This is a genomic window from Chryseobacterium salviniae (genome assembly GCF_035819015.1).
In the GTDB taxonomy this organism is placed as follows: domain Bacteria; phylum Bacteroidota; class Bacteroidia; order Flavobacteriales; family Weeksellaceae; genus Chryseobacterium; species Chryseobacterium salviniae.
On the sequence record NZ_JAYLAA010000021.1, the window covers coordinates 12,175 to 36,570 of the forward strand.

The following is a 24,396-nucleotide window of genomic DNA, read 5'->3' on the forward strand; positions in this document are numbered from 1 at the left end:
TCAATGAAGAAAAATATAATAGTCGGTTTTGCAGCAATTTTATTGTTGTCGGCTTGCAAAAATGATAAAAAAGTTCTTGATGCACTGGCAGATTACAACAACTCTATGGAACAGAAAGGATATCATTTTGGAGAAAAACTTATCCTCCCTAATGAAGTTACCGATGAAGCCGAAAGCATTTCCATAAGTTTCGGGGATAAAGAGACTTCCAGCTTAACCATTGATCCTGCGTTCTTCACATTAGGCGATAATCCTGTTACGTTCAACATCAAAACAAAAGGCGGAGAAACTCTTACTCAGGATGCAACCATTAATGTTTTTGCTAAAAATCCTGAAGAAAAAATGTCTTACAAAGTTGTTGCAGAATATCCCCACGATCCTAAAAATTTCGTTCAGGGTTTTCAGGTGGAAGGAAATACCGTTTATGAAAGCGACGGGCAGAATGGTTCTTCCCAGATTTTAAAATATACGCTCGGAACCACAACACCGCTGGCTTCAACAAAACAGCCGCAGGAAGATTTTTCCGAAGGAAGCACGATTGTAGGAGATAAAGTCTACCAGCTCACATGGCAAAGTAAAAAAGGATATATTTACGATAAAAATACCCTGAAATTATTATCTGAATTTGCCTATCCCAATGTGTTGGGTGAAGGTTGGGGGCTTACTTACGATGGTAAAAACCTTATCGCATCAGACGGCAGCAAGTTATTGTATTTCCTTGATCCCTCCAACCCTTCAAAGCTGGTAAAACATATCGCCGTTGCAGGAAGCGCGCAGGCTTACGATCAGCTCAATGAGCTGGAATACCACAATGGATTTATCTATGCCAATGTATGGCAACAGCCGGTTATTTTAAAAATTAACCCTCAGACAGGTGAAGTAGTCGGGACTTTCGACTTTACCGATATTGCAAAACAAAATACCAAAGGAAGCGACGATGTTCTCAACGGAATTGCCTTCAAAGGAGACAATATGCTGGTTACAGGAAAAAACTGGCCGAAAATTTATGAAGTGGCAATTAAATAATAATTTGATATAAAACCGTTACAGTTAAAATTCTGGTATTATTTAAAATAATAGAATAAAATAGTAAATTGTAGCGTTCCTTTGGAGCGCTACTTTATTTAAAAACAATTTGAGAGTATTATATTTGATATTGATTTTCGTTTTCTGTTCTATGCCTGCGCAGAAGTCTCTTCCTTTAGACACCTTGAAGCTGAAAGAAGCTAAAGATATGCTTGCCGATGATTACGGGAATCTTTATATCTACAAAAACAAAGATTTCAGCCTTACCAAATACGATTCTTTGGGAAAGCAGATAGGGCAGATGATGCTTACGGTCCCGTTTAAAGTGCAGACTGTGCAAAATCCGCTGAGTGTACCGCTCTTTTCAGAAAATGCTCAGGAACTTAAATTTGTCGACCAGAATATGAACGAGATCCAGCGCGTGGATTTCAAGCAGAAATTCGGGTTTATCAAAATTGCGTATGCGGAAGATCTACAGCAGGTGTGGCTGTTGGATGAAAGTACCAAAAGGCTGATCCAGTACAATTTCAGAAACGAAACCATTATTAATTCTTATCCTTTCGATGCAAGTTTTGACGACCTTATGGATCTTCTTGTGTACGAAAATAAGATCTATGTATTAACCAGGCAGGCTTTCAGAGTGTATACTTTTAAGTTTGAAAAAATCTTTGAGGCACCGATAGAAAACGGAAAGCGTTTCAGGAGAGAAAATGAATTTATTTTAGCAATTACCAACAATGCTATTCTAAAATACACTCCGGAAAAAGAAATGGTGAAAATTTTTCAGGATCCCGAAGCGCGGATTGTGGATAAAAATACTCTTTCTTATTTTGAAATCAAGGCCAACAAACTTTATCTTTACAGCCTTGAAAAAAACGGAGGGGCGCACCCGCAACAAGAGCCGGAAGTACAACAGAAAGAACCGGAGCAGCAGGTAAAGCAGCCTGAGGAAAAACCTGCAGAGGCCGGAAGCCCGGAGGAAAAGCTGGAGAAAAAGACTCAGGAAATTGAAGATAAAAATCCTGCCGAAAGCTCTTTACAAAAGCTGATTGAGGATATCTCCGTGTTGGAATCGGCCGGCAGTTAGCTGATAGAATAAAAAAATATTAAGGAGAAAAATATGCATATTGCAGTTACAGGAAATATCGGAGCAGGTAAAACGACCTTAACCACCATGCTTTCTAAACACTACGGATGGGATGCCCAGTTTGAAGACGTAGATCACAACCCTTACCTTGAAGATTTTTATGCAGATATGAGCAAGTGGAGCTTTGCGCTGCAGATCTATTTTTTGGGGAGCCGTTTTCAGCAGGTGAAGGAAATAAGAGAAAGCGGGAAAAATATCATTCAGGATCGTACGATTTATGAAGATGCCCATATTTTTGCAGAAAACCTGAACGATATGAACTTGCTTTCAGACCGGGATTTTAACAATTATTCATCTTTATTTAACCTGATGAAATCGTTCGTTTCAGCACCCGATCTTTTGATTTACCTGAAATCTGATGTACCGAACCTGGTAAAAAAAATTTATAAAAGAGGAAGGGAGTATGAAGCTTCCATCAGTATAGAATATCTTTCCAAGCTCAACCAAAAATACGAAAAGTGGATCTCTAATTATACGGAAGGCAAGCTTCTGATAATAGAAGTAGACGATCTTGATTTCGTAGAAAAGCCGGAAGATTTCGGTTTTATCCTTGAGAAAATTGAAGCAGAACTTTACGGGTTATTTTAGCAAAGATTTATCATCGTTAAATTAATTCTGGTAGTATTCTTGCTGCATTTATTTAAGTAAGAATATATTTAAATCCATTAAAATGATAGTGAAAGTTTTACATAACGGAAATTGCTCAAAATCCAATGCGGTTTTGGAATATCTTGATGAAAATGGGGTTCCGTTTGAAATCATTAATATTATCGAGGAGCCGTTAAGCGTGCAGGAAATTAAAGCCGTTCTTAAAAAACTCAATCAAAGTGTTTTTCATATCATCAGAAAAAATGAAAAGCTGTATCTTGAAAAATATGCCGGTAAAAATCTCTCAGAAGAAGAATGGATACACATCTTAGCTGAAAATCCTTCTCTCATTCAGAGGCCCATTTTGATTAAAGGCTCGGTAGCCATGCTGGGAAGGCCTGTTGAAAATGTGAAATATTTTATAGATAAATAAGAATCAATGAAAAAGTCAGCCTTTTGAGCTGACTTTAATTTTATTTAAAAACAGTTTCAAATTTCTTCTGTTTTTTTCGGAGCCGGAATTCCCGTGAATTTCTGTCTGCCGATTAAAAGTTCAAAAAAGAGCCTGAAATCAGATATCAACGACCAAAGCGGATAACGGAACGTTGCCGGTTTATTCTTTTCAATCACAGCATGGCTGAACCAGGCAAAGCCGTAACCGAATATCGGTACGTACCAGAGAAATCTTTCTTTTCCTGAACTTATCACGTACCCGATGACGAAAAAGACCAGTAAAATTCCTATAAAATGAAAAATACGTGTACCCATTTTGCTGTGCTCCGTAAGGTAAAACTGGTAAAATTCTTTAAATGTTTTTATTCTTTCTGACATGGCATTTGTGGTTTAGATTATCAAAAGCTAAAGCAAGAAGTCCGCCAATGTTGAAACAGCTGAAAAAATCCGGACTCAATAAGAATCCGGCTCTGTATATTGTAAACTAAGCTTTTCGGAGCTTACTGTTTCTGTATCCGTAGCAGAAATAAATAATCAGCCCTATTGCGAACCACAGCCCGAACCAGAACCAGTTGTCGTGGCTCATCCCCGTAAGAAGATACAGGCATGAACTCAAACCGATTAAGGGAATTAAAGAGAAGTTTTTTATAAAGGTAACAACACAAAGCACCAGATTAATCAGAATGAAAAAAAAGATCGAAGCTCGGAATTCTCCCTCTTTAGGATCTTTCCAGTCCATCAGCGTATGAAAAAATTCAGGTTGCCAACAGTAAAAGCCGATTAAACTTCCGAGGAAAATAACCGGGAAAATAATTTTACCATTAATATAAGGAAGGTGGAATCTGCCTTTTATCTTTTCTTTTGCAGGTAACATCAAAACACCGGCACAAACCAATACAAATGCAAAAATAGTCCCGATGCTTGTAAAATCAAGGATAAAACTCTTATCGGTAAATAAAATAGGAACACCCACTACAATTCCGGTAACCACCGTTGCGTAAGAAGGCGTTTTATATTTAGGATGTACTGTCTGAAACTTCGGAGACATCAACCCGTCACGGCTCATTGCGTACCAGATTCTCGGCTGTCCCATCTGGAAAACCAGTAAAACGGTAGTAATGGCAACAATAGCGACAAATGATACTACAAGCTCCATCCACGCTACGTTCGCATTAGCTTTTTCAAAGATAAAAGAAAGCGGATCTCCCACGCCGTCAAATTTCCGGTAATCTACCATACCGGTTAACACCAAAGTTAATGCAATATAAATGAAAGTACATAATACGAGGGAAATAATCATTCCTTTCGGTAATGTTCGCTGCGGATCTTTTGTTTCTTCGGAAAGAACACTTAACGCATCAAACCCGATATAGGCAAAAAATACTCCTGAAACCGCACTCATCACCCCCGCAAAACCGTTCGGCATAAAAGAGGCGACCTGAGTTTCGGGATTTACTGGCGTCCAGTTTTCGGTATTGATATAGGCAAAACCGACAAGAACCACTAAAATGATTACCGCAAGTTTAAGGATAACCAATACGTTATTGAAATTTTTACTTTCTTTAACACCAATGTAGCAAAGCCAGGTAATGAGTCCGTTAATGACCAAAGCCGGAACATCAACAATAAATTTTAAACTTCCCAGCAACGGAGCATTTTTCCAGGCATTGATGAGTTCTTTGTTTTCTGAACCGTTCATAAACGCTTTTTTGGCTTCCGTATAGCTGCAGGTAAGGTAATCCGGGATATGCATTCCCAGTCTTTCCAAAAAGCTGGTTAAATAATCCGACCATGAAAAGGCGACGTAGATATTTCCGAAAGAATATTCCATAATCAAAGCCCAGCCGATGACCCAGGCAATAAGTTCCCCGAAACTGGCATAAGCATACGTATAAGCCGAACCTGCGGTAGGAATTCTGCTGGCAAATTCAGCATAGCAAAGTGCCGTAAATCCGCAGGCGAAACCGCAAATCAGATACAGTAAAATAACGCCGGGGCCTCCCCTGAAAACTGCCTCTCCCAGACTGCTGAAACTTCCCGCACCAATAATCGCTGCAATACCAAAGAACACAATGTCCCAAACACCTAAAACCCTGTGCAGGCTTGTGGATGTGTCTGAATCTGAATAGATTTTCCTTCTAAAAAGCTGACTCATTCAATTCTAAAATTTGATTTGAAAAAAGCAAATGTAATTATTTATCTGAAAACAATTTAGGTTTTCTTAAGGTTTCTTGCTGAAAAGTTAAGATGTCTTAAAAATTTATCCACTTATTAACAATGTGTTAAAAGGCTTGTGTATGCAATATCTTTTCAATATTTTCGTTGATGGATTGTGGATAATTTTCCGCAGAATTTTAAATATCGTAGAGCTGATTATCAGTCTTAAACATTTTAAAATTTAAAATTAATGAAATCAAAAAAAATACTCTTAGCAGCTGCGGTGTTTTATTTCGGAATCTCCGATGCACAGCAGTCTCAGTACTTTACCCAAAAAGAAAACTACCGGTTCAACCTTGCTGAAAATCTTTATCAGACCAAAATATACAACGCTTCTCAATACGAATATGCCCGACAATACTTCTACAACCAGAATTTGTCCAGGTCAAGGCGGGAAGCGGCGCAGTTTTTTGATAATGTGATCGGTGTCATTCTCCAGAAAAACTATGCGGAAGAAGGTTTAACCGCTTTTATCAAAGAATACCCGAATTCGGCGTATTTTGCACAGGCTAATTTACCTTTAGCCGATTACTATCTTGCTAAAAAAGATTTCCCGAAAGCGCTGGAAACACTTAAAAAAGTAAATCAGTATCAGCTTTCAAAAGAAGAAAATACACAGTATGTCCTGAAATTAGGATATGCTAAATTCATGATGGGAGATTCCAAAGGCGCAACGGACGCTCTTGAAGAAGCTTACAAAACGGCAGACGAATCCCAGAAAGGCGATATTGCTTATATGCTCGGGCATTTGTATTATTCCGACAGGCAGAATGACAAAGCGTTCCAGTATTTTGATTCGGTGAAAGATCAGCCGAAATATTCCAAACTTGTGCGTCCTTATTATGTTCAGATGTATTATAACGACAAGGATTACGATAAGGCGATTTCGGAAGGTACAGCTTTATTGAATGAAGATATCTCAGAATCTTATAAAGCGGAAGTTCATAAAATCATTGGTGAAAGTTATTTTATGCAAGGGGATTACACTTCTGCATATCCGCACCTTAAGGATTATCTGAGCGTTCAGCAAAACCCTTCGGAAAATGATTTGTATGAAATGGGATTTGTGGCAGCTCAGCTTAAAAAATATGATGAAGCAGTTTCGTATTATAATCAATTGTTAAACAGCAATTCCGCATTGGCTCAGAATGCCTATTATCAGCTTGGAAATGCATATCTGGCGGTGGATAAAAAGCAGGAAGCCCTTTCTGCTTTCCGTTCTTCCTACCAGATGAATTACGATCCGAAGGTGAAAAAGCTGGCTCACGAACAATACGCGAAATTAAGTTATGATATCGGGAATCCTTTTGAAAGCGCTTCCACGGTCATCCAGAATTATATTACGGAAAATCCGGATACCAACGGTTCAGAGATGAGATCACTTTTAGTGAAATCGTATCTGTATTCCGGAAATTATAAAGAAACGCTGAACACCATCGACAGACTTCAGAATTCATCCCCTGAAATTGATAAAATCGATCAGGAAGTTTCTTATTTATTGGGAACGGAAGAATTCAACAAAGGAAATTATGATGAAGCGGAACAGTACTTTCTGAGAAGTTTAGGCTTTAACATCAATAAAGAATTTAACAACAGAGCATTGTACTGGCTCGGACAGGTGTACTATCAAAAAGGGAATTATCCTTCTGCAATCGTTCGTTATGAAAAGCTGTTGAATGAAAATTTCCCGGAGAAGCAGCAGCTTCCTTACGATCTGGGATATGCTTATTTTAAATCTAAAAAGTTTGATCAGGCGGAACAGTATTTTACCCAATATTTAAAAAATCCGAAACCTGAATTTAAAAATGATGCGGAGCTTCGTCTCGGAGACATCAATTATGCCAATAATAATCTGAATGAAGCAATTGCTATTTACGAAAAAAATGAAGATGCTACAGATTACACCCTGTATCAAAAGGCCATGGCATTAGGATTTAAAGGCGATACGCAGGCTAAAATTTCGAACCTGAAAAACCTGTTATCCAAATATCCGGATTCTGAATATTATGATGATGCCCAATACGAAATCGGGACTGCTTATGCCGCTCAGGATGATTTTGCCAACGCCAATGATTTCTTTGCTAAAGTGATCCGAAATTCATCCGACAGAGACCTTGTTGCCAATGCTTCGATTTACAGGGCTCAGAATTATATCGATTTAAACCAGAGCGATAAAGCTTTATCTGAATTAAAATCTCTTGGTGAACAGTACAGAAATACGGCTTATGCTGAAAAAATTGTACAGGCAGCCAAACCGATCTTTACCAAAAATGGCGATGTTTCAGGATATGAAAGTTTTGCAAGAAATATCGGTGTTAATATTGATGCTTCTGAAATCGATGAGATCAATCTTTCCACAGCGAAACAATACTTTGCTAAAAAAGAGTACAAAAATGCAATTTCTTATTACGAGAAGTATTTAACGCAGAATCCTACCGGAGAAGGTCTTTATCAGGCGAAATATGAGCTTGGGGAAAGTTATTACCAGACAAAAAATACCACAAAGGCGCTCCTGGTTTTACAGGAAATTGCCAATGTTCAGAATGATTACCAGGATGATGCGCAGACGCGTCTTGCCCAGATTTATATTGCACAGGGCGATACGGCAGAAGCCAGAAGATATCTGGAAAACATTAAAAATTCTTCAAACGTAAATGTAAAAAATTATGCGAATGTAGAATTGATGAAATTATATGCGGAAGAAAAGAATTTTTCTGAGGCCGAAAAGCTGGCAGATGCGGTGATTGCCAACGGTAAAAATTCTGCAGCCGTTATCGAAACGGCTAAAGTGATTAAAGCAAGAAGCCTGATGAATTCCGGAAAAGATAAGGATGCACAGTCAGCCTATGCTTCGCTGGAAAAATCTTCCAATACGGAAGTTGCGGCAGAATCGCTTTATGCAAAAGCATTTTATCAGAATAAGGCAAAAGCTTTCAAATCTTCCAATGAAACTATTTTCAGGCTGGCCAATAATTATTCTTCCGAAGAATATTGGGGCGCTAAAGCGCTCGTGCTGATGGCGAAGAATTATGTTGGACTGAAAGATAATTACCAGGCAAGTTACACCTGCGATCAGATTATCGAGAACTATAAAGATTTCTCTGAGATCGTGGCGGAAGCAAAAGAAGTGAAAAAGCAGATTAAAAAGTAAAATATTATAGTTTATCAATTTATCAATATACCAGTTACCAATTTGAGCTGAATTACATTGTTAGATTGCTACATTATTACATTCTTACATTAATACAGAAAAATAATGAACAAAAGAATTCAATTATTATCCATCATATTTTTAGGATTTTCCTCAGTGGCATTTTCCCAGATCAAAGAGGAGAAACTGATTCTCAATAAAAAAAGAGAACCGGAAATAAAGAAGATCGAAAAAAAGAAGACTTCTGTAGAAACCATTAAAAATTATCCGCCTGAAGAAAAGTCTCAAAATCCTGTACAGTACAGAATTACGGATGTTCCTGCAGTTTCGGATTTTAAAACGTCTACGATCCAGGGACAGGATGTTACGCCTAAATTTGAAGGTTCGGCGCAGAATAATTATATCCAGTTCGGAATGGGGAATTACGGGAAAATTTTAGGCGATGCCAATTTTTCCAAAACACTGGAAAACAAAATTGAAGTAGGCGTTGATGCTCATTTTCTTTCCACGCAAGGCCTGAAAAAGGTCTACGACTGGGATTCCAAGCAAAGCTCGACAACATTAGGCGCTTTCCTTAATTCTTACGGAGATAAAGGGAAATTCAACTTAAATGCCGAATACGGTTTAGACAGCTACAATTACTATGGAATTTATGCGCTTGAGCCGGCTGATGTTGATCTTGACCAAAGGGTTAACCAATTTAAAGTAAACGGATATTACGATTTTTATTCCAATGAAATCCTGAATGATGTCCGGGTGAAATCATCTTTCCTGAAAGACCATTTCGATGCGCAGGAAAATCAGGTTTCCATTTTAGCCAACCTTTCAAAACACGCGGTTGAAATCGGGAAATCGGGAATTAATCTGAATGCTGATCTTGGAGTAGGTTTGGATGCCGTGAAAAGTGAATTTGCGATTCTTGATAAAAATACATCCAATTTTGTTAACCTGAATCTGGCCCCGAAAGTAACTTTCAGAAAAGGTGATTCTTATTTAATGTTAGGTTCATCATTTGCCTTCCTGAATTCGAAAAATCAGAATCTTATGATGGCAGAGCAGATGAAAAATAATAAAACGTATTGGTTTCCGCAGGCTGAATTCCAGTATGCCGCAGCTGATGAATTTAAATTTTACGGTGGGGTAGATGGAGGTCTTAAATTGAATACATATGCTGATCTTTTACAGCAAAACCCATTCATTGTTTCTGATCAGTACTTAAGACCTACCGAAACAAAATACCATTTTTATGTAGGTTTGAGAGGAGATATCGATGAAATGTTTAAGTATGATGTTTCTGCGGGGTATGGAAAAATGAATGATATCATGTTCTTCAGGGCAAATGATTTATTTGATTATACTTCTGTCAACCGTTCTGCATACAATTACGCCAATACTTTTTCTGCCGTTTATGACAACGGAAATGTAAGCGATATCAAAGGAAGCCTTCAGTATTTTCCATTAGCCAATCTTGTGCTTGATACGGAGGTGAAATTTACCAAATTTGACCTTGATAATTACTCGGATATTTATAATGTACCGCTTGTAACAGCATCCATCGGGGCAAAATACACCATGCTGGATCAAAAATTAATGCTTGGTTTTAAAGGGATTTTTGCCAGCGACAGAACAACGAATTCCTTTGTGCTTGAGGGAGTTGGCAACCCGGTAACCTACCTGTCTACCGAGGATACCAATGACAAAGTTGGAGGGTATGCCGATTTAAACTTGTCGGCAGAGTATAAAATTCACAAAAATTTCAGTATTTTCGCACTCGGAAATAATCTTCTGAACTCAAAATACCAAACCTATAAAGGCTATAAAGTTCTTGGGGCACAGATTTTGGGCGGTGTGAAGATTACATTCTAAAAGAATAATGGGTAGTGAGAAATTAGCAATGATTACTTATTAATAATTACTCATTACTCATAAAAATGGCTCCGTAGTTCAACTGGATAGAATAACGGATTTCGGCTCCGTCGGTTGGGGGTTCGAATCCCTCCGGGGTCACTCTGTGGGAAACAGCACTTTTAGAAGTGCTGTTTTCTTTTTTTTATTTTATAACTGATTGTTAATCAGTAATATTTGGTTCAGTGCGGAATTTAATTTGGGTGTTCGAAAAGCATTTTCTTGAAATTCAAGTTTTTCAGCCAAAATCGAACACAATATAGAATTTTTTGCCTCATTATCATTACCTGAAATATGTCCTCCACATCGTAGACATTTTAAAAAGCTCTCTCAGTGGAAATTCATTAGCAGCGATAATTTTGCCTTGAGGTCTTACAGCCAAAGTTTTCCGTTTAAAACATTTACCTTTCAACTATAATACAAAAGTAGGAAACAAAGGAGTCGGTGTAAGTGTTGGCCAAAAACAAAGACCGTTCATCGCAAGAACTGTTTATAAATCCCCAGAATATATTTTCTTTGATGAAGCAACTTCTGCTAGGCCATTAAATGTGAAAAATAATTCATCTATGTCAGAATTATTTTTTATATTTAAATCTAATTAAAAGCGTGATCCGAAAAGCTATAAGAGAGTAGGAAAAAACTAAAAAAATAATTTTTATGAAAAATTTAAAAAAACTATCAAGAGAGAATTTAAGAACAATTAAAGGGGGAGCTATGTGTCTTGGTTGTGGGTGTGCTACAAATGGTGCTACAGGTATCTGGAATGGTGCTTGTGTAATATGTGAAAATAATGTTGTTGTATTATGCCCAACTCAGCCATGCGAGCTATGCGGGTAGTAAAACAATTTATTTAGGGTAAGAGGGTAATCAAAAAAGATTAACCCTTTTAATAAAATTAAAGTGAGTTTTGGATAATTTTAACCAAATAGAACTTTCAAAAATGATTCAATTTTTTTGTCTTGGTTATAAGATAGAAACAAACAATGGAAGACTTACTATTCCAATATTTGCTGTTAATACTTTAGAAATTAAATTGAATTAAACACAAACAAAAAGATATGATTTGGTAAAAATTGGGGTTATAAATGACTTTTTAATTTGACTTAAGCGAACCAAATAATCTATAACAGTGTTTGAATAAACGCTCTTAAAGTCACCTTAAAGGAAGAAGCAGGCATGCTTTTTCCTTTTTTATTTTATAATTTAGCGATTATCGTTCGGTTTTATGGTGTATGATGCAGGACTGTATAATTCCATGGATCCATTTCCAAAATCAGTGTATCATCAACCTTTTGTTCTTTACCCGAGAAAAGATTATAATATAAGCCCTTATCAAAAGAGGTATCAAACTGTGCCAGTACATGGTCTTTACTGAAGTTGATAAATACCAGTACTTTATGGCCGTTTTTCTCTCGTACAAACGAAATAACCTGATCCATCTTATCGTTCATGATTCTTACGATTTCTCCGCCAAAGCGGCCATTCCACAATGCCTGATTACGGTGCTTTAAATCAAAAATAGAAGAATAAAGCTTTGCATTACCGTGATGTTGCCATTCAATAGGATCTTTTTCAAAAAATTCCAGCGAGCGGTTAAGCCCTGCTTCCTGGCCGTTATACACCAACGGAATACCGTCCATCATAAAAGTAAAAACGGTTACTGCATCTACTGCATCTCCAAAATTGCTGTAAGGCGTTCCTTCCCAAGAATTTTTATCGTGGTTATCAATAAAGTTCATTCTTAATGCCTCTTTTGGAAATACGGATACGTGCTCTGCAAGATAAGCTTCGGTTAATGTTTTCACACTGTAATGATTCACCGAAATCTGATGCAGGATATTCCATAAAGTCCAGTTATAGGTAGCATCAAAGGCTCTCCGGTGCAGATCGCGGTCTTCACCTTCAGCCAGCATAAAAACGGGTTTCAAGCCGTCTAATTCTAATCTGACATTTTCCCAGAAATCAATCGGAACAAAACTGGCAATATCACAACGGTAGCCGTCAATATCAAATTCTGTGATCCAGTATTTTAAGGCATCGGTCATATACCGGCGTAGTTCAGGGTAGCTGTAATCCAGTTCGATAATATCATCATAATCCCGCCACCTTGTGGACTGGAAGGTATTTTTTCTTGATCTTCTGTACCATTCCGGATGCTCTGTAACGAGGTCATTGTCCCAGCTGGTGTGGTTTGCTACCCAATCCAGAATGACGAACATCCCTTCATCATGAATTGCTTTTACCAGGTTTCTGAAATCCTCCTCCGTTCCGAATTCAGGATTAACTTGAAAATAATTCTTTACGGAATAATAGCTTCCTAAGCTTCCTTTACGATGAACTTCTCCGATGGGATGAACAGGCATCAGCCAGATAATATCGATCCCCAGTTTTTTAAGCCGCGGCAATTGCTGTTCTACAGCTTTAAAGCTGCCTTCTTCCGAGAACTGTCTTATATTAAGTTCATATAGGGTGGCGTTTTTTACCCATTCAGGGGTGGAAATTTCAACATAGGATTTGGGTTGATACCGTTTATCTGAATTATGTTCCATACAGAAAATATATTATTCAATGCTGTATCGAATATCGTACCTATCGGATATAAAATGAACAGATTTAGCAAAAATTTAAATAATAAATACCACAAACTGAGGTAAAATCATATTTTATTTCTTCTGATTTATATAAAGGTTTAAAGTTTGTATGGTTAAATCAGACCAATTCTAAAAATATTAATTTATGATACCAAAAAAAATACACTATTGCTGGTTTGGAGGGCATCCTAAAGATGAGCTGGCAGAACACTGCATTGCTACATGGAAAAAAATTCATCCGGATTATGAAATCATTGAATGGAATGAAAGTAATGCTCCTTTAGAGGATAATAATTATGTAAAAGAAGCATTTGCTCAAAAAAAGTGGGCTTTTGTCTCAGATTATGTAAGATCCAAAGTGATGTATGAACACGGTGGCGTTTATATGGACACCGATATGGAACTGAAGTTGCCTCTGGACGAATTCCTTGATGAAAAAGCAGTCTGCGGTTTCGAGGTAAAAGGGGTTCCGTATTCGGCATTCTGGATGGCAGAGCCAAATCATAAGCTGGCTAAAGATTTTGTAGATTATTACAATCAGCAGGATGGTTTTGAAGAACGAATCAATACCGATATTTTCTCGGAGATGCTGGAAAAAGAATACGGTGCAGACCGTTACAGCGATACTATTCAAAAGCTGAAGCATGAGGTTACTTTATATCCGTCGGTTTATTTTTCGCAGGACTTACCTAAAAATTATGTGAGCCATCATTTCAATGGTTCCTGGTTCGGCGGAGATGAAGAAAATATCCATAAAAAAATGGTCAATGTATATGGTCTTCTGGAAAGATTGACAACGTATCCCGGAGCATCCAAAGCGGTGAAAAGTATTCTGGAAGAGCATAAAACAATTAATGTAAATGATTTACTGGATCTGATTCCTATGAACCATATAACCGATTACGTTGATAAAAAAGCGTACAGTAAAGAATTAGAAGTCATCTAATCGCTTATGAACCCAAAAAATAAGAGACTGTCATTTTAAGGCAGTCTCTTATTTTAAGTAAGTTTTTAAGCAGAAATTTAATCAATCAGCTTCCTCGGTAAGTGGAATAGCCGTAAGGCGAAAGCGTTATCGGAACATGATAATGATTGTTACCTTTAATTTCAAACACTACCTCAACAAAAGGATAAAAACTTTCTGTATTGGTTTTGTTGAAATAATCTTTGGTGTAATAAATAAGTTTGAATATACCGGCATTTGGATTTACAGAAGGCAGAAAATCTGAAATCCTTCCATTGGCGTCTGTCTTTTTCTCATCTACAAAAGTCCAGGTTTCTGACTGCTGATTGTATTTTTCCAGTTTTATTGTTACTCCCGGTGCAGGAATACCTTTGGACACATCAAGGATGTGCGTTGACAGCTGAAAATTATTTTTCTGTGCATAAGTTCCTATTGATAAAAGCGTAAATAAGATTGTAATGATGAATGATTTCATTTGTATTGATTTAAATTATTTAAGGGATATTCAATTCATTACAAAATTAACAACCCCAAAAAACAAAAACGTTGTCCTATGTCAACGTTTTTATAATTTTGATTTTATCCTGCTTAAGGTAGAAGGTGATATTCCGAGATATGAAGCAGCCATCCTGTTCGATACCCGAAGCAGAAGCTGCGGCTGATATTCGATCATCCATTTCACTTTATCTAAAGCATCAAAACCCTGAAATCCGTAGATCCTCTTTTGTGCAATGATAAATCCAAGCTCCAGAATTTCAGTATATATTTTTGCGAATTGAGGGATCGTTTCAACCAGGTGATAAAAGTCGCTCCTCGAAATGCACAACAGCTGTGATTTTTCAATGGTCTGCAGGTATTCATGGGCAGGTTTTTGATCTATAAAGCTGGGCAAAGCCGTGGCGAAATTTCCTTCAAAAGCAAAATATCTTGAAATGTCCGTGCCTTCTTTGGTAGTAGTGAACAGCCGGATGCATCCCTTATTGATAAAGTAATAATTTTTGCATACCTCATCATACTCAATTAGTATTTCGTTTCTCTTTGTTTTGAGCGGTGTGAAAAGAGATTTTATAACCTCAAGCTTCTGTCGAGAAATATCACCTTTACTGCATATAAATTTTTCAAGGATTGAATACATTGTTGTATAATTGATTATAACGTAGACGTGATCGATTCATATTATCTTTTTAAGCAGACAATTTACTCACAGCATTATATTCGGATAAAGGTACTAATATAATCTTTTATAAATTCTTATCTGATGTTTACCGGCTTAAAAAAAATGAGTAATTTAATGGTAAAGTAAATTTCTTAAAAACCTTTCTAAAAAGATACATTATGGTAAAGCAATTGAAAATTGTAAATATGCTTGCTTTAATTGCAACAATTGTCATCAACTACCTTTCCAACACCGGGATTTTTAACGGTGAAACGATGAGCAGTATTTCAGCAAAGTTCCAGAATCTGTTTACGCCTGCGGGATATGCTTTTTCTATCTGGGGACTTATTTATCTGGGTCTTTTGGGGTTTGTGGTGTATTACGGCCCATTTACCAAAAATAATGATGCTAAAGATAAAACCGTTGCAAACATCAGGTGGTGGTTTGTCATTTCATGCTTTGCCAACTGTTTGTGGATTATAGCGTGGCTGTATGAATATACGCTGCTTACCATTCCGATTATGGTTGTTTTATTTATTTCCTTACTGAAGATTATTCAGAATAATCGAAATATCATAGAATCCGGGGATATTAAAACTGCTGTTTTTCTTCGCTGGCCTTTCTACATTTATTCGGGCTGGATTTCTGTGGCGTTAATTGCCAATATTTCGGCGTATTTAAAGAAGATTGAATGGAACGGTTTCGGTATTTCGGAAACTTCCTGGACACTTACATTATTCGTTATTGCAGCCATGATCCATTTATACATGATCTGGAAAAAAAATATGAGCGCGTTTGCTTTAGCAGCAGTCTGGGCGTTGATCGCCATTGCAGTAGCTTACCAGAATTCCAATCACATGGTTTATATTTCGGCTATTGTAACGGCAGTATTTATTTTGTTGAATATTATTTTTAAAGTGCTGAAGAAAAAAGCGGTGTTTTAAAGATTTAGCAAAATTATAATTCATTAAAAATTTAAATTTAATCATTGATGTTAACGCATTTTACCAACCGGCAGATCTCCGAACTGGAAAAAAGGAAAAGAACTGCACTGATCAATTCTCTGAGTGGATTTAAAAGTCTTAATCTAATCGGAACCGTGAGCAAAACAGGACAGACTAACCTGGCAATATTTAATTCGGTGATTCATCTGGGCGCCGATCCTGCTTTAATGGGCTTTATCTCCCGACCTGATTCTGTCGAAAGACATACTCTTGAAAACATAAAAGAAATAGGGTATTATACAATTAACCACGTCAATACCGATATTTTTGAAAAAGCGCATCAGACTTCCGCACGGTACAAAAGAGAAGAATCGGAATTTGATGCTGTCGGATTAAAAGCTGATTATAAGAATGAATTTTTAGCGCCGTATGTCCGGGAATCGAATATACAGATTGGCTTACAACTCCAAGAGATTATTCCTATTCAGATTAACAATACGCTATTGGTTGTCGGTGAAGTTGTGGAATTATATTTTCCTGTTGAAATCTGGGATGATGAGCCGGGTATTTTTAATATTGAAAAAGCAGGTACTGTTGCAGGCTCTTCTCTTGATGGTTATCATTCCACGCAATTGATAAAGCGAATGAAATATGCAAAGCCTTAGTATAATAACAGAAATGGAAAAAATAAAAAGCGATAGTGTTTACATAACTTTAAAATCTATAGTATATGTTTTAGCAATAATGGGTTTGATTTTTTTTGCCAATTTCTGGCTGGGAACTCAGGATGGCTTCGAAGATATTGTTGAAAACGAGTTCTATCCGGCGCTTATAACCAGAACTTTATTTTTAACAACAATAGGGCTTTTCTTTTTAGTGATTTCATATTTTCTTTCTGCTTTTTATAAAAAGAAATACAATTATTTTAAAGAGTTACTCGTTTTGATTTTATTTTCATTGATGGTAAACTTATATGTAATGCTATTCTGATAATGCGATTGAATGATTAATTTAAATAATAAATTGAATTTTAAATATGTTTATTAATTATTAAACCATAAACTTAATACATAATTAACTTTTATGAGATCCGAATAAGTGCAGAATCCGATAGTTTCGCAGGCAATTTATAACAATTAAAAATTAAATTTTTATGATTCAGAAACCACTCTTCGGATGGATGCTTTTGCTTGCCGTAACCGGAATCGGATGCCAGAACAATGACATTGCTTCAGCTTCAACAGGAGATGAAATTTCATCAAAAACCACCAACAAAGCAGCAGCTGATGTCACGGTAAATGCGTATGTTGATACAAGTGCGTATATTAATTCAGGTTTTAGTTTTTTAAATCCGGCTCAGGTTGATAAAAACCGACAGGCAATTGGCGGAAGCGCTTACACACAAGTTTACGGATTCAACATTCCTGAAGAAAACAGGGTGAGAGGAATTCGTTGGAATACCGACGATGAAACCACATCCATCTGGAGGCCTCAGGGAATTGCAGGATTTACCAAAGATGGTGTGCGTTATCTGCTGGTGAGCTGGTATGCAAAAGATTATGCCGAATTCAAAGGTTCCCGAATTACGCTGATTGACATCAGCCCAAGCTCAAGCACCTATCTTACGTACCGTCATATTCTTTTGGTACAGCCTGATATTCCAGCCAATGCGATAACGTATTCACAATATGGTTCTTATGCGCCGTTGAACGTCCATGCCGGTGGAATTGCTTATTTTAAAGATAAAATTTATCTCAGCAGTACGAATTTAGGCGTTCGTATTTTCGATCTGAATAAAATCATTGAAGTGAGTACCGGTGATACAACCGACAACAAATGTGGTAAAGATGCCAACGGTAATTTATTCGCTTTTAATTATCGCTATATATTGCCACAGATCGGGTATCAGAAGATCAATAATGCCAATCCTTTTTCTACGGTACAGGTTAATGATGAAGCAACCCAGTTATGGACCGGCCAATATTACGCAGGAAGTTCCGATGCTTCCATTGTTCCTAAAGTATTCGGCTTTCCGATTAATACGAGCGGGATACTTCAAAATACAGGAATTATAGAAGTTGCTCCTAAAAACAGTCTGTTTACCGACAATCACGCGCATGGAATACAGGGCGTTTTCCGGAAAGGAAACAGAACGTGGCTTTCGTGTACCGGATCTCCAAGCAATTCTTACGGCTCGAATGCGAGATTAGCACGCTATACAGACGGAGCTGATGATACGGTACGTTACCGATGGCCTTACGGAGCAGAGTCTCTTTACTATGAATCCCAGTATAATTACCTTTGGAGCCTTACGGAATATGAGCCGAATGCCGGAGCACAAAACGGAAGCCAGGTCAACAGATGCATATTTGCCGTTGATTTTTCTAAATATGAATAGATCAAATCGAGATAAAGGCTAGTAATTATCCTTAAATTCTATTATCAATTAAACCAAAGCAAAAGTTATGCTTTGGTTTTTGTTATCCGTTATCGTTTCGAAATTTTATTATTGCTGATTACCCTTTGCCTGCTGCATTTAAAACGATTGATTTCTTCGTTTCTTTTTTTCAAATGCTTCTGGCTCACTCCGGAATTCACTCTTTTTCTCCAAAGCTTAAAGCTCGATTCTTTGAGCTCACTGCGCATCAGTTCAATCACTTCAGATTCGCTGATTCCAAACTGGAATTGTATGGCTTCAAAAGGCGTTCTGTCTTCCCACGCCATTTCTATGATTCTGTCGATTTGCTGTAAGTTGAGGTTTTTATTCATTTTTTAAATTGTATTGATACATCATCCGACAAACTCAGGATGACATTTCTAATACTAACGGTTATTTTTTGTTGTCAGGCTGAGCTTTTTGAAGTTGATATTTATTTAATAGGATTTCATCCTATTTTAGTTAGTTCGTCCCTTCGGGACTCATCCCAAACAGAAAAAACTCTTTTGTATACTTTGAAACACTTTATTACAATAAATTCTTTTGTTCCTTTTTCGGCTTAAAAGATCATTTCAATTTTGCAATAAACTCTTTCGCTGTTTTTAAATGCTGTTTTCGTTTATCTTCCGGCATTTTTTCCAGTGTTCTCAGCATCATTCCCAATCTTGGATTTTCAGCAAAGAAATCTTGATGATCATTAATAAAATTCCAGAATAGCGCATCCCATTGTTCTGCCCAGTCCCCGTCCGGATAATCGCTCATCTTTTTAATATAATTGCTTCCGCTGATATACGGTTTCGTGCTCATCTTTCCGCCATCCGAAAAGCTGCTCATTCCATACACATTCGGAACCATTACCCAGTCGTAAGAATCGATGAACATTTCCATAAACCATTGGTAGGCTTCATTGGGATCAATCTGGCATAAATTCATGAAATTGGCAAAAATCATCAGCCGCTCGATGTGATGGGCATAACCGGTTTTCAGGATTTTCTGAATTGAGCTGTCAATCGGGCGGATTCCTGTTTTGGCAGTATAAAAAGATTGAGGAATTTTCTTTGTATGTTTCCAGTAATTTTTATTTCGTTGATAGCTTCCCTGATACACATAAACGCCGCGTACAAACTCCCTCCATCCTAAAATCTGACGCACAAAACCTTCCAGAGAATTAACCGGAATATCATTTTCCTTAGCAAATGACATCGCTTTTTCTAAAACATTTTCAGGAGCCAACAATCCTACATTCATCAACGGGGAAAGCACGCTGTGATGCAGAAAATGTTCCTTTTCCACAATGCTGTCTTCATATATTCCAAACTCATGAAAACGCATTTCCAGAAACTGTTCCAGCCATTGATCGGCCTCTTTGAAAGTGACAGGGTAGAGCTGTTCGTCGGTAAGCATTCCGTAGTTTTTGGCAAAATATTTTTCGGTATACTTTTTTGCTTCTTCGTAATACGTATTGTTTTCCGGAAAATGAATGGCAGGCGCTTTTTTATTTTTCGGGTATTTTTTTCGGTTTTCCGTGTCGTACGTCCATTTTCCTCCCAGCGGTTTTCCGGCTTTCATCAGGATATTTCGGGTGATGCGCTGCTGCTTGTAAAAGTCGGTTTGATGATAGGATTTTTTACCTTCAAAATAATCTTTAAGGTCTTCTTTGGTGTTGATAAAAAGCGGACTGTCCGAAATTTCAATTTCCAACTTCGATTTTCGAAGTCTCTTCTCCAGCCAGTTATCGCATACATCAGTGGTTTTTATGGTTTTAAATTGCTCTTTTTCAAGTTTCGGAATTAAATTCCTGAGGTCTGAAAATTTAGATGAACTCTCAATATATTCCACCTCGAAACCTGATTTTTTCAGTTCATCTTCATAAAACTTCATCGTTGCCCTGTGAAAAGCAATTTTCTGTTGATGAAACGAATATTGCTTAAAAAAAAGAAATTCTTCCACCAGAAATACCGGCTGGCTTTTATCAAGATAATCCGTATCCTCAAAAAGCTGATGCGGAAAAATAATCTGGGCAGTGTGTTTTATTTTTTTAGCCATAATTGTCTGAATTCTTCGTTGGGATCATAGAACTCTGCCTGTTTTTCAGGGTTGAAAATACGATTTCGATTATCATTTCCTACGCCGGCGAGATACATCCAGTTGCCGTAATTGCTGTGAACATCATAATCAATCAGCATTTCTTCAAAGTAAGCGGCACCTATTCTCCAGTCCTGTTTCAACGTTTTACAGAAGTAGGAAGCTGCATTTTGACGGCCTCTGTTACTCATCCAGCCTGTATTTTTTAATTCGAGCATATTCGCATTCACAAAATCGGAATCCGTTTCTCCGGCTATCCATTTTTGAATCAATGCTTCATTGTTTTCAGCGAAATATTGTTGATGATTAATTCCGTTTTTGCGGAAAATCAAGTTTTTATGCTGTAAAGAAACATACCTGAAAAAATCCCGCCAAAGCAATTCAAAGATCAGCCAATACGTAGAATCATTGGCTCCGAATTCTTTTTCGTATCTTTTGATTTCGTGGTAAATGGTTACCGCAGAAAGACTTCCATCAGATAACCACGCAGAAAATTTGGAGCTGTAATCTTTTCCCGTCAAACCGTTCCGGGTTTCTTTGTAGCAGCTCAGATTTTGAGTTTCCGAAAAATAAAAGTGCAATCTCTTTAAAGCTTCATTTTCAGCGCCGGAAAACGGAAAAGCACTTCTTTTATCTTTTTTAAAATCTTCAAAACCTAAAGACTGAAATGAAATTTTATCACTTTCAACAGCAATATTTTCTTTATCGTACATCAGGTTTTCCGATTCAAATTCCGGACGGATCAACAGATTTTTTTCAATTTTCTGCCTGAAGGTGGTGAAAAGCATCGGAATTTTATTCAACGTTTTAAAAACAAAAAGCGGATGTAAAAGAAATTGAGAATACGATTTTTCCCAAATGGCAGCCGGAATAACTTTTTCAATTTTTCTTTGTACATCAACTTCTTCTTTTGTCCATTCCTGCTGACAAAAAATTTTTACCACTTCGAATCTTTCCGAAATTTCTTTGAAAACATTTTCTGTTTTGTTAAATTTTACCAGAAAAGGAATGTTTTTTTCGGCTAAATTCTTTTTTAAATCTTCCACGCTTTCGAGCAGAAATTTTGCCCTGAACTTCCCGATTTTCTGAAATCCGAATTGTTTTTGTTGTAAAGATTCAGTATCAAAAACATATACAGCAAGAAAAGGCAAATCTTCCTGCATGATGTGGTATAATGATTCAGAATCTCTCGTTCTCAGATCTTTGGTAAACCAGAGGATGTTGATTTTTTGTTTCTTCGGCATTTTTCGCTACAATATTTTACTTCGTCCCAGTTTTTCTTCCATTTTTTACGCCAATTGAAAGAGAGTCCGCAAACTTCACAGATTTTGAACGGTAATCCTGAAGGCATATTTTTAATTATTTATTCGATTATAATTAAATTCCTTAATTAAAATAAACTTGTTTATTCTTTTCAACATTAAGAATTTTAGCTAATCAAGCTGATTGATAAAGCAGTCAATTGATTTGATTAAATTTTTAAGAATAGAATCTAAATTCCTTAATGTTAAATTTAAAGTTCCAATAATCTTCGATATTTATTTTTAAACTTTTGAATAACTTAAAAATTCATCAATATCTTTTGTGACTTTTGCGGTTAAACATCACTAACTGTAATTTTTAAAATTATTAATTGCTATGTCTTTCGCTTTCAGATCATGCATCATATTATAAAGTCCGAAAAAAGTTCGGTTCAGGTAAATGAAATGCCGGGAACCACGGTTGGTATTTATTCCTTTCATATCACTTATTTTGGCGTAGCGCTGTCCGAGATCGGCGATTTCCTGAAAGAAGGATTCATCGGAAAAGTCGAATTTTTCCTGGTTGAAAGGTCTGGTAAACAGTTCCAGCAATTCATAAAATAATTTGGCAAAAAATTCTTTTTCGTTTTCAGAATCATCGCTGCGAAGAATTTCCAGTGTATATAATTTCTCCCGGAAAATTTCAGGATTTTTCAAATTTTCTTCTCGGGCAAGTTCAAAATAAGGGATGTAAAAATCTTCCGGAATCTCCTTGATACAGCCAAAATCAATAACCAGCAGTTCTTTATTTTCCGAAATAAGAAAGTTTCCCGGGTGCGGATCGGCGTGAACCTTTTTCAGGATATGCATCTGGTACATGTAGAAATCCCAAAGGGTCTGTCCGATTTTATTTAAATCTTCCTGGCTGTTTTCTTTTTTAGTAAATTCCGAGAAATGAATTCCGGACATCCAGTCCATAGTGATGATTTTTTCACACGAATATTCCGGGTAATAATACGGAAATTTTACATTGGGAAGGTGCTGGCATTTTTCAGCAAAATGTTGGCTTCGTTTGAGTTCCAGATTGTAGTCGGTTTCTTCAAATAACTTGTCTTCTACCTCCTGGAAGTAGGATTCCGAGCCTTCTTTTTTGATATTGAACATCTTCATGGCAATGGGTTTTACCATTTTCAGATCACTGGAAATGCTTTCTCTTACTCCGGGATACTGGATTTTTACGGCTAATTTTTTATCACCGATTTTGGCGGTATGCACTTGCCCGATACTTGCAGCATTTACCGATTCTGAAGAAAATTCATCAAAGATGTCTTCCGGATTTTTCCCGAAATATTTTCTGAACGTTTTTTTTACAAGCGATCCCGACAAAGGCGGAACGGAAAATTGTGAAAGCGAAAATTTTTCTACATATTCCACCGGAAGGATATTTTTTTCCATGCTCAACATTTGGGCAACTTTAAGGGCAGAACCTTTCAATTCTTTCAGTGAATCATAAATGTCTGACGCATTGTCTTTATTGAGTATTTTACGGGCTTCGTCTTCATCTTTCGTGATTTTATTTCCATAATATTTCAGATAATTGACACCGACTTTCGCGCCTGCTTTGAGAAGGCTGCCTGTCCGTTCAATTTTTCCTGTTGGAATTTTATTGAGTGTTTTCATTTTTAAATTTTGTTTAAAGTATGCTTGATGAACTAAGCTCCTTTGGGGGCTTTATCTGTTTATCTGTTATATTTCTTTTTTCAGCACTCCGTAGGAGTGCAATTTTCATTTTTAAGATTGAACTCCTACGGAGTTCTCCCATATTTTTATCCTTATTCTACACAGATTCTGCTCCTACGGAGCACTTCAAATCTTATTTCTGTTATTTTATTCTTGCAGCCCGACCTGAGTGGAGCTCTTTTTGTAAGCTTGGGAAGAGCCTTGCACAAAAAAGCGGGAACGGAGGGCGGAAATAGCTGCCCAAATAATTCTTTCTACAATTTTTTAGGCCTTCCCAGATCCGGGTTATTAATCAGTTCAATAGCTTTGGAAACCTGTTTGTCGATGTCTTTTATTTTGTTGATTTGTATAAGGATACTTCTTTTCTTTCCATCCGTTAACAAACCGAATTTTTCTTTCAGTACTGCATCCTGCTCAAGCAGGATCTGAACTGTTTCAGGAATTTCGGCGCCCAGCGGATTCGGATCTTCAGAAATTTCAAAATAGATCATATCTCCAGCGTTTTTATCAATTGCTCTCATATTTTTGGAAGAGATAATGATGAAAAAATTGCCGTCTCCATAATGATTTAAGCCACATTGAAATGAAATTTTATGATCTAATCTGCAGATGAGCCTTGTTTGCTTTTTGTGTGTGAATTGTTCCACTGTTTCAGCATTTAGGATCAGGAAAAAATAACCTCCTTTGCTTTTTTCCAGCTGTCGGACAATCTGTTCGCCTTTACAATTTCCATGCATATGGTTTAATGGGA

General features: G+C 36.9%; 23 protein-coding genes, 1 tRNA gene and 1 pseudogene. 14 read left to right on the top strand and 11 right to left on the bottom strand.

Annotated features, from left to right (window positions below; genetic code table 11):
• Nucleotides 1-3: 3 nt before the first annotated feature.
• The 4 genes from SOP96_RS06125 (at nucleotide 4) to SOP96_RS06140 (ending at nucleotide 3,194) form a co-directional block, all read left to right on the top strand.
• The gene (locus SOP96_RS06125) at nucleotides 4-1,026 is read left to right on the top strand and encodes a glutaminyl-peptide cyclotransferase (protein WP_326320117.1); all 1,023 of its coding nucleotides are present in this window, start codon (nucleotides 4-6) and stop codon (nucleotides 1,024-1,026) included.
• 109 nt (nucleotides 1,027-1,135) lie between these two features.
• Nucleotides 1,136-2,113: a hypothetical protein gene (locus SOP96_RS06130; protein WP_326320118.1), complete on the top strand. Its 978-nt coding sequence runs from the start codon at nucleotides 1,136-1,138 to the stop codon at nucleotides 2,111-2,113.
• A gap of 33 nt (nucleotides 2,114-2,146) precedes the next feature.
• Entirely contained in the window at nucleotides 2,147-2,761 is a 615-nt protein-coding gene (locus SOP96_RS06135) for a deoxynucleoside kinase (protein WP_072884054.1), read from the top strand.
• A gap of 82 nt (nucleotides 2,762-2,843) precedes the next feature.
• A complete protein-coding gene (locus SOP96_RS06140) occupies nucleotides 2,844-3,194 on the top strand; it encodes an ArsC/Spx/MgsR family protein (protein WP_326320119.1) in 351 nt (116 codons plus the stop codon).
• Nucleotides 3,195-3,250: 56 nt separating this feature from the next.
• Here the strand turns inward: SOP96_RS06140 and SOP96_RS06145 are convergent, their stop codons facing one another.
• Both SOP96_RS06145 and SOP96_RS06150 read right to left on the bottom strand, forming a co-directional pair.
• Complete coding sequence (locus SOP96_RS06145) at nucleotides 3,251-3,592, bottom strand: DUF962 domain-containing protein (RefSeq protein WP_326320120.1); 342 nt, start codon at nucleotides 3,590-3,592, stop codon at nucleotides 3,251-3,253.
• A 106-nt stretch (nucleotides 3,593-3,698) separates the two neighbouring features.
• Nucleotides 3,699-5,369, bottom strand: coding sequence for an APC family permease (locus SOP96_RS06150; RefSeq protein WP_326320121.1), 1,671 nt, complete (start codon nucleotides 5,367-5,369; stop codon nucleotides 3,699-3,701).
• Nucleotides 5,370-5,621: 252 nt separating this feature from the next.
• On the opposite strand from SOP96_RS06150, the gene SOP96_RS06155 reads away from it, so the two are divergent.
• From SOP96_RS06155 to SOP96_RS19990, 5 genes and pseudogenes are all read left to right on the top strand, one after another.
• Nucleotides 5,622-8,582, top strand: a complete 2,961-nt coding sequence (locus SOP96_RS06155; RefSeq protein ID WP_326320122.1) for a tetratricopeptide repeat protein — start codon at nucleotides 5,622-5,624, stop codon at nucleotides 8,580-8,582.
• A 105-nt stretch (nucleotides 8,583-8,687) separates the two neighbouring features.
• Nucleotides 8,688-10,448 carry a TonB-dependent receptor gene (locus SOP96_RS06160; protein ID WP_326320123.1) on the top strand — a complete coding sequence of 587 codons (1,761 nt, stop codon included), beginning with the start codon at nucleotides 8,688-8,690 and terminating at the stop codon, nucleotides 10,446-10,448.
• A gap of 67 nt (nucleotides 10,449-10,515) precedes the next feature.
• Nucleotides 10,516-10,589: transfer RNA gene (locus tag SOP96_RS06165), tRNA-Arg, on the top strand.
• 320 nt (nucleotides 10,590-10,909) lie between these two features.
• A pseudogene (locus SOP96_RS19985) lies at nucleotides 10,910-11,089 on the top strand (hypothetical protein); the annotation flags it as partial.
• 55 nt (nucleotides 11,090-11,144) lie between these two features.
• A complete protein-coding gene (locus tag SOP96_RS19990) occupies nucleotides 11,145-11,324 on the top strand; it encodes a bacteriocin-like protein (RefSeq protein ID WP_411911978.1) in 180 nt (59 codons plus the stop codon).
• Nucleotides 11,325-11,710: 386 nt separating this feature from the next.
• Here SOP96_RS19990 and SOP96_RS06175 read toward each other — a convergent pair whose 3' ends face one another.
• Entirely contained in the window at nucleotides 11,711-13,036 is a 1,326-nt protein-coding gene (locus SOP96_RS06175; protein WP_326320124.1) for an alpha-amylase family glycosyl hydrolase, read from the bottom strand.
• 187 nt (nucleotides 13,037-13,223) lie between these two features.
• Between SOP96_RS06175 and SOP96_RS06180 the strand changes: the two genes are divergently transcribed.
• Nucleotides 13,224-14,024, top strand: coding sequence for a glycosyltransferase family 32 protein (locus SOP96_RS06180; protein ID WP_326320125.1), 801 nt, complete (start codon nucleotides 13,224-13,226; stop codon nucleotides 14,022-14,024).
• Between the two features lie 85 nt (nucleotides 14,025-14,109).
• Here SOP96_RS06180 and uraH read toward each other — a convergent pair whose 3' ends face one another.
• Entirely contained in the window at nucleotides 14,110-14,517 is a 408-nt protein-coding gene (uraH, locus tag SOP96_RS06185) for a hydroxyisourate hydrolase (RefSeq protein WP_326320126.1), read from the bottom strand.
• A 90-nt stretch (nucleotides 14,518-14,607) separates the two neighbouring features.
• Nucleotides 14,608-15,177 carry a Crp/Fnr family transcriptional regulator gene (locus tag SOP96_RS06190; RefSeq protein ID WP_326320127.1) on the bottom strand — a complete coding sequence of 190 codons (570 nt, stop codon included), beginning with the start codon at nucleotides 15,175-15,177 and terminating at the stop codon, nucleotides 14,608-14,610.
• Nucleotides 15,178-15,377: 200 nt separating this feature from the next.
• Between SOP96_RS06190 and SOP96_RS06195 the strand changes: the two genes are divergently transcribed.
• The 4 genes from SOP96_RS06195 to SOP96_RS06210 all read left to right on the top strand — a co-directional run bounded on the left by SOP96_RS06195 (nucleotide 15,378) and on the right by SOP96_RS06210 (nucleotide 18,540).
• Nucleotides 15,378-16,142 (top strand): tryptophan-rich sensory protein, encoded by a 765-nt coding sequence (locus SOP96_RS06195; protein ID WP_326320128.1) that lies wholly within the window; start codon nucleotides 15,378-15,380, stop codon nucleotides 16,140-16,142.
• A gap of 47 nt (nucleotides 16,143-16,189) precedes the next feature.
• The gene (locus SOP96_RS06200; RefSeq protein WP_326320129.1) at nucleotides 16,190-16,807 is read left to right on the top strand and encodes a flavin reductase family protein; all 618 of its coding nucleotides are present in this window, start codon (nucleotides 16,190-16,192) and stop codon (nucleotides 16,805-16,807) included.
• Between the two features lie 13 nt (nucleotides 16,808-16,820).
• Nucleotides 16,821-17,132 carry a hypothetical protein gene (locus tag SOP96_RS06205; protein ID WP_326320130.1) on the top strand — a complete coding sequence of 104 codons (312 nt, stop codon included), beginning with the start codon at nucleotides 16,821-16,823 and terminating at the stop codon, nucleotides 17,130-17,132.
• 163 nt (nucleotides 17,133-17,295) lie between these two features.
• Nucleotides 17,296-18,540: a hypothetical protein gene (locus SOP96_RS06210; protein WP_326320131.1), complete on the top strand. Its 1,245-nt coding sequence runs from the start codon at nucleotides 17,296-17,298 to the stop codon at nucleotides 18,538-18,540.
• A gap of 89 nt (nucleotides 18,541-18,629) precedes the next feature.
• On the opposite strand, the gene SOP96_RS06215 is transcribed toward SOP96_RS06210, so the two are convergent.
• From SOP96_RS06215 to SOP96_RS06240, 6 genes are all read right to left on the bottom strand, one after another.
• Complete coding sequence (locus tag SOP96_RS06215; RefSeq protein WP_326320132.1) at nucleotides 18,630-18,911, bottom strand: TIGR03643 family protein; 282 nt, start codon at nucleotides 18,909-18,911, stop codon at nucleotides 18,630-18,632.
• A gap of 235 nt (nucleotides 18,912-19,146) precedes the next feature.
• Nucleotides 19,147-20,625, bottom strand: coding sequence for a cryptochrome/photolyase family protein (locus tag SOP96_RS06220; RefSeq protein WP_326320133.1), 1,479 nt, complete (start codon nucleotides 20,623-20,625; stop codon nucleotides 19,147-19,149).
• A complete protein-coding gene (locus tag SOP96_RS06225; protein ID WP_326320134.1) occupies nucleotides 20,610-21,908 on the bottom strand; it encodes a DASH family cryptochrome in 1,299 nt (432 codons plus the stop codon). Before SOP96_RS06225 ends, SOP96_RS06220 begins: the two co-directional genes overlap by 16 nt.
• Nucleotides 21,860-22,015: a DUF2256 domain-containing protein gene (locus tag SOP96_RS06230; RefSeq protein ID WP_326320135.1), complete on the bottom strand. Its 156-nt coding sequence runs from the start codon at nucleotides 22,013-22,015 to the stop codon at nucleotides 21,860-21,862. The genes SOP96_RS06225 and SOP96_RS06230 overlap by 49 nt, the downstream gene beginning before the upstream one ends.
• Nucleotides 22,016-22,271: 256 nt before the next feature.
• Complete coding sequence (locus tag SOP96_RS06235; RefSeq protein ID WP_326320136.1) at nucleotides 22,272-23,585, bottom strand: ABC1 kinase family protein; 1,314 nt, start codon at nucleotides 23,583-23,585, stop codon at nucleotides 22,272-22,274.
• 314 nt (nucleotides 23,586-23,899) lie between these two features.
• Complete coding sequence (locus tag SOP96_RS06240; RefSeq protein ID WP_326320137.1) at nucleotides 23,900-24,382, bottom strand: DUF1905 domain-containing protein; 483 nt, start codon at nucleotides 24,380-24,382, stop codon at nucleotides 23,900-23,902.
• Between the last annotated feature and the right edge of the window lie 14 nt (nucleotides 24,383-24,396).

What these genes read in the sequence shown, in the direction of transcription:
- SOP96_RS06125 (WP_326320117.1), top strand. Translation starts at nt 4, where the DNA reads ATGAAGAAAAATATAATAGTCGGTTTTGCAGCAATTTTATTGTTGTCG.
- SOP96_RS06135 (WP_072884054.1), top strand. Translation starts at nt 2,147, where the DNA reads ATGCATATTGCAGTTACAGGAAATATCGGAGCAGGTAAAACGACCTTA.
- SOP96_RS06140 (WP_326320119.1), top strand. Translation starts at nt 2,844, where the DNA reads ATGATAGTGAAAGTTTTACATAACGGAAATTGCTCAAAATCCAATGCG.
- SOP96_RS06145 (WP_326320120.1), bottom strand. Translation starts at nt 3,592, where the DNA reads ATGTCAGAAAGAATAAAAACATTTAAAGAATTTTACCAGTTTTACCTT.
- SOP96_RS06150 (WP_326320121.1), bottom strand. Translation starts at nt 5,369, where the DNA reads ATGAGTCAGCTTTTTAGAAGGAAAATCTATTCAGATTCAGACACATCC.
- SOP96_RS06155 (WP_326320122.1), top strand. Translation starts at nt 5,622, where the DNA reads ATGAAATCAAAAAAAATACTCTTAGCAGCTGCGGTGTTTTATTTCGGA.
- SOP96_RS06160 (WP_326320123.1), top strand. Translation starts at nt 8,688, where the DNA reads ATGAACAAAAGAATTCAATTATTATCCATCATATTTTTAGGATTTTCC.
- SOP96_RS19990 (WP_411911978.1), top strand. Translation starts at nt 11,145, where the DNA reads ATGAAAAATTTAAAAAAACTATCAAGAGAGAATTTAAGAACAATTAAA.
- SOP96_RS06175 (WP_326320124.1), bottom strand. Translation starts at nt 13,036, where the DNA reads ATGGAACATAATTCAGATAAACGGTATCAACCCAAATCCTATGTTGAA.
- SOP96_RS06180 (WP_326320125.1), top strand. Translation starts at nt 13,224, where the DNA reads ATGATACCAAAAAAAATACACTATTGCTGGTTTGGAGGGCATCCTAAA.
- uraH (WP_326320126.1), bottom strand. Translation starts at nt 14,517, where the DNA reads ATGAAATCATTCATCATTACAATCTTATTTACGCTTTTATCAATAGGA.
- SOP96_RS06190 (WP_326320127.1), bottom strand. Translation starts at nt 15,177, where the DNA reads ATGTATTCAATCCTTGAAAAATTTATATGCAGTAAAGGTGATATTTCT.
- SOP96_RS06195 (WP_326320128.1), top strand. Translation starts at nt 15,378, where the DNA reads ATGGTAAAGCAATTGAAAATTGTAAATATGCTTGCTTTAATTGCAACA.
- SOP96_RS06200 (WP_326320129.1), top strand. Translation starts at nt 16,190, where the DNA reads ATGTTAACGCATTTTACCAACCGGCAGATCTCCGAACTGGAAAAAAGG.
- SOP96_RS06205 (WP_326320130.1), top strand. Translation starts at nt 16,821, where the DNA reads ATGGAAAAAATAAAAAGCGATAGTGTTTACATAACTTTAAAATCTATA.
- SOP96_RS06210 (WP_326320131.1), top strand. Translation starts at nt 17,296, where the DNA reads ATGATTCAGAAACCACTCTTCGGATGGATGCTTTTGCTTGCCGTAACC.
- SOP96_RS06215 (WP_326320132.1), bottom strand. Translation starts at nt 18,911, where the DNA reads ATGAATAAAAACCTCAACTTACAGCAAATCGACAGAATCATAGAAATG.
- SOP96_RS06220 (WP_326320133.1), bottom strand. Translation starts at nt 20,625, where the DNA reads ATGGCTAAAAAAATAAAACACACTGCCCAGATTATTTTTCCGCATCAG.
- SOP96_RS06225 (WP_326320134.1), bottom strand. Translation starts at nt 21,908, where the DNA reads ATGCCGAAGAAACAAAAAATCAACATCCTCTGGTTTACCAAAGATCTG.
- SOP96_RS06230 (WP_326320135.1), bottom strand. Translation starts at nt 22,015, where the DNA reads ATGCCTTCAGGATTACCGTTCAAAATCTGTGAAGTTTGCGGACTCTCT.
- SOP96_RS06235 (WP_326320136.1), bottom strand. Translation starts at nt 23,585, where the DNA reads ATGAAAACACTCAATAAAATTCCAACAGGAAAAATTGAACGGACAGGC.
- SOP96_RS06240 (WP_326320137.1), bottom strand. Translation starts at nt 24,382, where the DNA reads ATGCATGGAAATTGTAAAGGCGAACAGATTGTCCGACAGCTGGAAAAA.